Source organism: Mesorhizobium sp. M7A.F.Ca.US.002.01.1.1 (genome assembly GCF_004022955.1).
Lineage (GTDB): Bacteria > Pseudomonadota > Alphaproteobacteria > Rhizobiales > Rhizobiaceae > Mesorhizobium > Mesorhizobium ciceri.
Genome location: NZ_RZQE01000784.1, coordinates 1 through 1,736, shown reverse-complemented (window position 1 = coordinate 1,736; position 1,736 = coordinate 1). Strand labels below are relative to the sequence as shown.

Below are 1,736 nucleotides of genomic sequence, written 5' to 3'. Positions count from 1 at the left end.
TGACGAGATCGGCCACCGGCATCGCCATGTTGGGGAATTTTGCCAGAAAATCGGCCGGCAGGCTCTCCATGGCCGGCTTGTTCGGCACCTTGTAGTCGATGTTCTGCGCCGCCCAGGCGTGGTTCTTGGCGTCGAGCATGAAGTTGATGAACTGGAAGGCGGCGTCCTTGTTGGCGGAGGCCTTCATCACCACCATCGTGTCGACCCAGAGGTCCGAACCTTCCTTGGGAATGACGTATTTGATCTCCGGCTTTTCGGCGATGCCGTAATTGCACCAGCCGTCCCAGGCCTGCACCATCAGTGCCTCGCCGGACACCAGCTTGGAATAGAAGGTGGTGTCGTCATAGGCGAGCAGGGTCTTCTTGGCCGAGATCAGCAGATCCTTGACCTCGGCCATCTTGGCCGGGTCGGTTTCGTTGACCGAATAGCCCTTGTCGAGCTGGCCGGCGGCCAGCAGCCAGCGGTCGGTCGCCAGCATGGTGGTCTTGCCCTTCAATTCGTCGGAGGGCGCGAGCAGGTCGCTCCAGCTGGCCGGTGCGACCTTCATCAGATCCGAGCGATAGCAGAGGCCGGTGGTGCCCCAGGTGTAGGGCACCGAGAAGGCATTGCCGACATCGTGCGGCAGCTTGGCTGCTTCCGGATAGAGGTTGGCGAGGTTGGGGATCTTGGCGTGGTCGATCGGCTCGGTCAGGCCGAGCTTGTTCAGCACCTCGGCGAAGGGTGAGGAGACAAAGACCACGTCATAGCCCTTGCCGCCGGCGGCGATCAGCTTGCCCATGATCTCTTCATTGGTGGCATGCACCACCACTTCGCCCGAAACGCCGGTTGCGGTCTTGAAGGCGGCCATGGCGTCGGGTGCCATGTAGCCGTCCCAGTTGGAAATGACGAGGTCGGCAGCCGTCGCCGGCGCGGACAGCGCCAAGGCCAGGCCAAGTGCGATCGAAGATGTTTTCAGCGCACGGCGCCGCAGGCTGGTAGCGGTCATGACAGACTCCCATTCGGTTGATCGTCGAATTTCATTCGCCGGACCAACGCTTGCGACCCTTGCCGCTGCCTCGATCCTGTTCCCTCGGTCTTTTTCTCGCCGATTGTGCTGACAGTACTATTGCAGAAAAAAGTACGTCAATCCATAATTTGTCAAACGACCGAGGAAACTGGCCGATTGCGTCCGTTCGGGCGATCGGTCAAATCAATGCGGTCATCTCGTTTTCCGCTGGACCAGCCATGCAAGCCGCAGCCAGACGACCCCGCACCAACCATCTTGATCTGGCGCAGCGCATCCTGGATGTGGCGCGCCAGCGCGGCTTCGAGCCCGGTGCACGCTTGCCCGAGCAGCAGATCGCGTCGCTGTGCAATGTCTCGCGCACGCCGGTGCGGGCGGCACTCGGCCTGCTCGCGGAACGGGGCGTCGTGCGCTGGGAGGCGGAGTCCGGTTATCATCTGGCCATCGACCTCACCGCGCAGGCTTCGGTCGCCACGGAATTGCCCGCTGCCGAGGAGGACGAGTTGGCCGAGGCGATCCTGCGCGACCGCTCGGCGCGGCGACTGGACCAGACGGTGACCGTCGCGGGATTGATGCGGCGCTACAGTGCCGAGCGCAAGACGGTATTAAAAGCGTTGAACAAACTGACCGAAGAGAATCTGCTGGATCGTGCGCCTGGCCAGTCCTGGCTGTTTCGGCGCACGCCCGACGATCCGGAAGCGCAAGGCGACAGCTACGAGTTCCGCTTGCTGCT

Annotated in this window: 2 protein-coding genes; one reads left to right on the top strand and one right to left on the bottom strand. The window is 62.3% G+C overall.

Going from position 1 to position 1,736, the window contains the following annotated elements:
- Positions 1 to 985: spermidine/putrescine ABC transporter substrate-binding protein (locus tag EN932_RS35395; RefSeq protein WP_164890822.1), on the bottom strand; the 985-nt coding region annotated here is incomplete at its 3' end.
- A 239-nt stretch (positions 986 to 1,224) separates the two neighbouring features.
- Here EN932_RS35395 and EN932_RS35390 point away from each other — a divergent pair.
- Positions 1,225 to 1,736, top strand: a 512-nt coding sequence (locus EN932_RS35390) for a GntR family transcriptional regulator (protein ID WP_128369486.1), incomplete at its 3' end; no start/stop codon positions are given.